The organism is Gammaproteobacteria bacterium, assembly GCA_029884425.1.
GTDB lineage: Bacteria > Pseudomonadota > Gammaproteobacteria > S012-40 > S012-40 > JAOUHV01.
This window is the reverse complement of sequence record JAOUHV010000081.1, coordinates 1-5,317: the sequence shown is the minus strand read 5'-3', so window position 1 is coordinate 5,317 and position 5,317 is coordinate 1. Positions and strand designations below refer to the sequence as shown.

Annotated in this window: 6 protein-coding genes; 3 read left to right on the top strand and 3 right to left on the bottom strand. The window is 54.0% G+C overall.

All coding sequences use genetic code 11. The features are described from left to right. The 3 genes from OEW58_13840 to OEW58_13830 all read right to left on the bottom strand — a co-directional run. The coding region (locus OEW58_13840) for a twin-arginine translocation signal domain-containing protein (GenBank protein ID MDH5302427.1) at positions 1 to 616 on the bottom strand (616 nt) is incomplete at its 3' end. A gap of 3 nt (positions 617 to 619) precedes the next feature. Then, the gene (locus OEW58_13835) at positions 620 to 1,699 is read right to left on the bottom strand and encodes a TRAP transporter substrate-binding protein (GenBank protein ID MDH5302426.1); all 1,080 of its coding nucleotides are present in this window, start codon (positions 1,697 to 1,699) and stop codon (positions 620 to 622) included. Between the two features lie 117 nt (positions 1,700 to 1,816). Then, the gene (locus OEW58_13830; GenBank protein MDH5302425.1) at positions 1,817 to 3,013 is read right to left on the bottom strand and encodes an ammonium transporter; all 1,197 of its coding nucleotides are present in this window, start codon (positions 3,011 to 3,013) and stop codon (positions 1,817 to 1,819) included. Between the two features lie 403 nt (positions 3,014 to 3,416). Here OEW58_13830 and OEW58_13825 point away from each other — a divergent pair, with 403 nt between their 5' ends. From OEW58_13825 to OEW58_13815, 3 genes are all read left to right on the top strand, one after another. Continuing rightward, positions 3,417 to 3,629, top strand: coding sequence for a helix-turn-helix transcriptional regulator (locus OEW58_13825; protein ID MDH5302424.1), 213 nt, complete (start codon positions 3,417 to 3,419; stop codon positions 3,627 to 3,629). A 3-nt stretch (positions 3,630 to 3,632) separates the two neighbouring features. Beyond that, positions 3,633 to 4,694 carry a virulence RhuM family protein gene (locus tag OEW58_13820; protein ID MDH5302423.1) on the top strand — a complete coding sequence of 354 codons (1,062 nt, stop codon included), beginning with the start codon at positions 3,633 to 3,635 and terminating at the stop codon, positions 4,692 to 4,694. Next, positions 4,691 to 5,317: type I restriction-modification system subunit M (locus OEW58_13815; GenBank protein MDH5302422.1), on the top strand; the 627-nt coding region annotated here is incomplete at its 3' end. The genes OEW58_13820 and OEW58_13815, both read left to right, overlap by 4 nt.

Here is a 5,317-nt window from a genome sequence, read left to right as displayed (position 1 = left end):
ACGCAAAATTTTCCCCGCCGGAAATACTCACTGGCGTTGCGCCGGCACGACGATACACCTCGCCACCCATGTAGCCGGCGATACGCATTTTCATGCCCTTCAGGTCGGCCACAGATTTAATTTCGCGATTAAACCAGCCAGCCATTTGCACCGTGGAATTTCCCACCGCAGCAGGCACCACCCCAAAAGGCTTGTACAATTCCTGCCACAACTCCATGCCACCGCCGTAATACAACCAGGCATTGATCTCCAGGCCGGTCAAACCAAACGGCACACCTCCGAAAAATTGCGCTGCCGGCACTTTACCTGCCCAATACAGCGGCGAGGCATGGCCCATTTGCGCGGTGCCGCGTGATACTGCGTCAAACACTTCAAACGGTGGCACCAACTCACCGGCGGCATACACTTTCACTTCGATGCGGCCACCAGACATGTCGTTAATGGTCTGCGCTAAAAATTCTGCGCCCGTTCCCAGACCCGGAAAATTTTTTGGCCAGGCGGTTACCATTTTCCACTTGATGGATTCTTGCGCGGCATTGGCCGACGTACTCAAGCCCAAAGCGCCGGTTGCGGCCGCGGCCAGACCGGCTGTTTTTAGAAATTTACGTCTTTCCATGATCTATACCTTTCTTGTATTCAGATATGCACGCTCTGAAATGTCGTGCCAGGCAACCACTTGTTTGCGAAACGCGATATAGGAATCAAATACTTTTTTCGACATGGCATCTTTGGCGGCCACATCAGCCACTACGTCATCCGACAATTGCTTCAGACGTTTTAACGCATCCTGCGGCAACGAACGCACATCGACTTTGTGTTTGACCCGCAACGACAGCAACGCCTGATTGTTGCGCGCAGTGTATTCGGCCATCATGTCCTGATTCGCCACCCGGCAAGCCTGCATAACAATTTGCTGCAAATCCTTGGGCAACTTGTTGAAGGATTTCTGGTTGATAAAACATTCCAGCGTGGTGCCTGGCTCATGCCAGCCAGGGTAATAATAGTACTTGGCGGCTTTATACAATCCAAACGCCAAATCGTTGTACGGACCAACCCATTCGGTCGCATCAATCGCACCGGATTTGAGTGCTGTGAAAATTTCTCCACCCGGCAAATTCACCGGCGTGCCGCCAGCCTGACGCAACACTTCACCGCCCAGACCAGGAATGCGCATTTTCAGACCTTTCAGATCGGCAACGGTTTTAATCTCACGATTAAACCAGCCCGCCATCTGCACACCGGTATTGCCTGCGGCGGTCGGTACCAAACCAAAAGGTTTGTACACTTCGCGCCACAATTCCATACCGCCACCATGCGACAACCAGGCGTTCATTTCCAGCGCATTCAAACCAAACGGAACCGATGCAAAAAACTGTGCGGCTTCGGATTTGCCTTTCCAGTAATAGGCCGCGCCGTGCCCCATGTCTGCTGCGCCTTGCGACACCGCATCAAAAATCTCAAATGCCGGCACCAACTCACCCGCACCAAAGACCGTCACGCTCATCCGGCCACCGGACATTTCACCAATCAATTGCGCCAGTGTGTTGGCCGCTGTCCCCAGTCCAGGAAAATTTTTCGGCCAGGTTGTCACCATTTTCCACTTGATCTTGGCCGCTGCATTCGCCGGAGAAGCCACCGCCAGCGATGCTGTCGCCAGTGCACCGGTGCCGATGCTTTTGATGAATTTGCGTCTATCCATTGCGTAAGTCGCCTTCAGAAAAATTCGAGCGTTAAAGTCTACCCTAGCGATTCCGCAGCCGCAAACGAACACGGGCCACATTTGTGGCCCGTGATCCTCGATTCAAAGCAGTGATTTTTACTTGTTGTAATCTGGCTCGGCAGAGACTTTGTGAATACTAATGTCGGCACCCTCAAATTCTTCTTCTTTGCTCAGGCGTAACCCAAACGCCAGCTTCAACGCACCGTACACCAAAAATCCACCGACAAACGCAATAACAATTCCGGTGAGCGTTCCCACCAGCTGCGACATGAAGCTCACGCCCCCCATGCCACCCAACGCCTCACTGCCCAGCACGCCAGCGGCCAGACCGCCCATCGCACCGCACAAACCGTGCAGCGGCCACACGCCCAGCACGTCGTCAATTTTCCATTTGTTCTGCGTCAGCGTAAACGTCCAGACAAACAACGCGCCAGCCACCAAACCGATGGTCAGTGCGCCCAGCGGATGCACCACATCTGAGCCAGCACAAATCGCCACCAAACCCGCCAGCGGACCGTTGTGCACGAAGCCAGGGTCATTACGGCCCATCAGCAGCGCAGCCAGAATGCCGCCCACCATCGCCATCAGCGAGTTAATCGCCACCAGACCGCTGACGCCAGACACGGTTTGCGCTGACATCACGTTAAAACCAAACCAGCCCACGGTCAGAATCCACGCGCCCAGTGCCAAAAATGGAATGCTTGATGGCGGATGCGCATACACCGTCCCGTTTTTGCCATAACGACCACTGCGTGGCCCCAACAGCATCACCGCCGCCAGCGCAATCCAGCCACCCACGGCATGCACCACCACCGAGCCAGCAAAGTCATGGAAGCCTGCGCCGAACGTCGCCTTCAACCAATCCTGATAACCAAAATTGCCGTTCCAGATCATGCCTTCAAAGAACGGGTACACAAAACCCACCAGCACAAAGGTCGCAGCCAGTTGCGGATTAAACTTGGCGCGCTCGGCAATACCGCCGGAAATAATCGCTGGAATCGCCGCAGCAAATGTCAGCAGGAAGAAAAACTTCACCAGGTCATAGCCATTTTTCTCCGCCAGCACCTGCGCACCGGAGAAAAAATCCACTCCATAGGCAATGCTGTAGCCGATGAAAAAATACGCCACGGTCGACATGGCAAAATCGGTAATAATCTTCACCAGAGCATTGACCTGATTTTTTTTGCGCACGGTGCCCACTTCCAAAAAGGCAAAGCCCGCGTGCATGGCCAACACCATGATGGCCCCCATCAAAATAAACAGTACATCGGTACCCGACTGGAACGCATCCATAACAAACCCTCAAATCTGAGTTAGCGCAATTGATCTCCGCAATAGCAGATCACATGCCAACTTTTCTTTCCTACTATATCAACGGGTTAGCTCAAAACGCTTCTGCCAAGAATTATTCTAGCGCACCATAATGGTGCGCATGCTCACCGAGGCACTATTACAGTGCATTGCTGCGCCCAAAAATGGACGGTTGCACCTGGATCGCACATACCTTGACCCCAGCTCAAACCCAAAACGACCTTTCCCAGTAGTACAATGGCAACTGTAGTCACTGCCACGCAAAAACAATCAAACCTTGTGACATCACCTGCCTGCCCTGATAAATTGGCAGCACTAGAAACTTCGAATTCGAATTGATCGCAAAACAACCACTTATAGATCAATCCGATAGGCAGGAACCCTCATGATCAAATGCTGCCTCTCCCGGCTGATGGGAGAACGCAAACTCAAAATCTCCGATGTCGCCCGCGACACCGGCATCAACCGTGGCACCATCACCCGCCTCTACCACGAAACCGCCGTACGCATCGAGCTGGACGCCATGGACACCCTGTGCCGCTATCTGGGGTGTGAGGTCAGCGATCTGTTTGAATATCGGGAACCCTCCGGAAGCTAAACCATGAGCCAAAAGAAACCTTCAAGCCAAGAGATCTCCACCCTCCGCTCGTCGGCTGCCGAATACCTGACCTTTATCGCTGCCAGCGGCCAGGGGGGCGTAGAGGCGGTTTACGCTGACGAAAATATCTGGCTGAGCCAGAAAATGATGGGGCTGCTTTACGACATAGAAACCCACACCATCAACTACCATCTAAAAAAAGTATTTTCAGACTGCGAGTTACAGGAAGATTCAGTTATTCGAAATTTTCGAATAACTGCTGCCGACGGCAAAAGCTACAACACCAAACACTACAACCTCTCCGCCACCATCGCTGTGGGCTACAAGGTCAACTCCGAGCGCGCCGTGCAGTTCCGCAAATGGGCGACCACCATCATTGAAGAGTTCACCATCAAGGGCTACACCATGGATGACGAGCGCCTGAAAAACGGCGGCACCATCCTCACCGATCAATACTTTGAAGAGCAGCTACAGCGCGTTCGGGAAGTCCGCCTTTCCGAACGCAAGTTCTACCAGAAGATAACCGACATCTACGCCACCGCCATCGACTACGACCTGACCGCCCAGGCCACCAAACGCTTTTTCGCCACGGTGCAGAACAAGCTGCACTGGGCCATCCATGGCCAGACGGCGGCGGAGGTCATCTATCATCGCGCCGACGCAGACAAAGACAACATGGGGCTGACCACCTGGAAAGATGCCCCCAATGGAAAGATCCAGAAGTTCGATGTAACTGTGGCCAAAAACTACCTCACCGAACACGAAATGGCGCAACTACAACGGCTGGTTTCCGCCTACTTGGATGTGGCCGAGGATATGGCATTGCGCAAAATCCCCATGACCATGCAAGACTGGGAAACCCGCCTCAACCGCTTTATCGAAGCCACCGACCGCGAGATTCTGCAGGATGCCGGCAAAGTAACCGCCGAAATCGCCAAGGTCCACGCCGAGAGCGAGTTCGAAAAATACCGCATCATCCAAGATCGGCTGTTCGAAAGCGATTTCGACAAAGCCATAAAACAAATAGAAACACAACAAAGACAGACCAAGGACAACAATCCATGAATGGCGAAACCCACAGCCAGATAGCCAACTTCATCTGGGGCATCTGCAACCTGCTGCGCGGCCCCTACAAGCGCAACGAATACCGCAAGGTGATCCTGCCGCTCACCGTGCTGCGCCGCTTCGAGTGCCTGCTGGCCCCCACCCGCCAGGCGGTACTGGAGGAGTTTCAGTCACTCAAAACCAAGCCCGAGCGCGTGCAGCAGGCACGCCTGCAACAGATCACCGGCCACCGCTTTTACAACCTCTCGCGCATGCAGCTCACCCTGTCTGCCGAAGGCATCCACTCACTGCTGGATGACCCCAACAACCTCGGCCCCAACCTCAATAGCTACATCAACGGTTTTTCGCCCAACGTGCGCGCCATCATGGACAAGTTCAAGTTCAGCGAGCAGATCGCGCACATGGCGGAGAAGAATATCCTGTTCGAGGTGATCAAGGCCTTCGCCAAGGTCGATCTCTCGCCAGAGCGAATCGACAACATGCAGATGGGTTACGCCTTCGAAGAGCTGATCCGCATCGGTGCCGAGCAATCCAACGAGGAGGCCGGGGAGCACTTCACCCCGCGCGAGGTGATCAAGCTCATGGTCAACCTGCTGCTGGCCCCGGAAAAAGACCTCAACAAA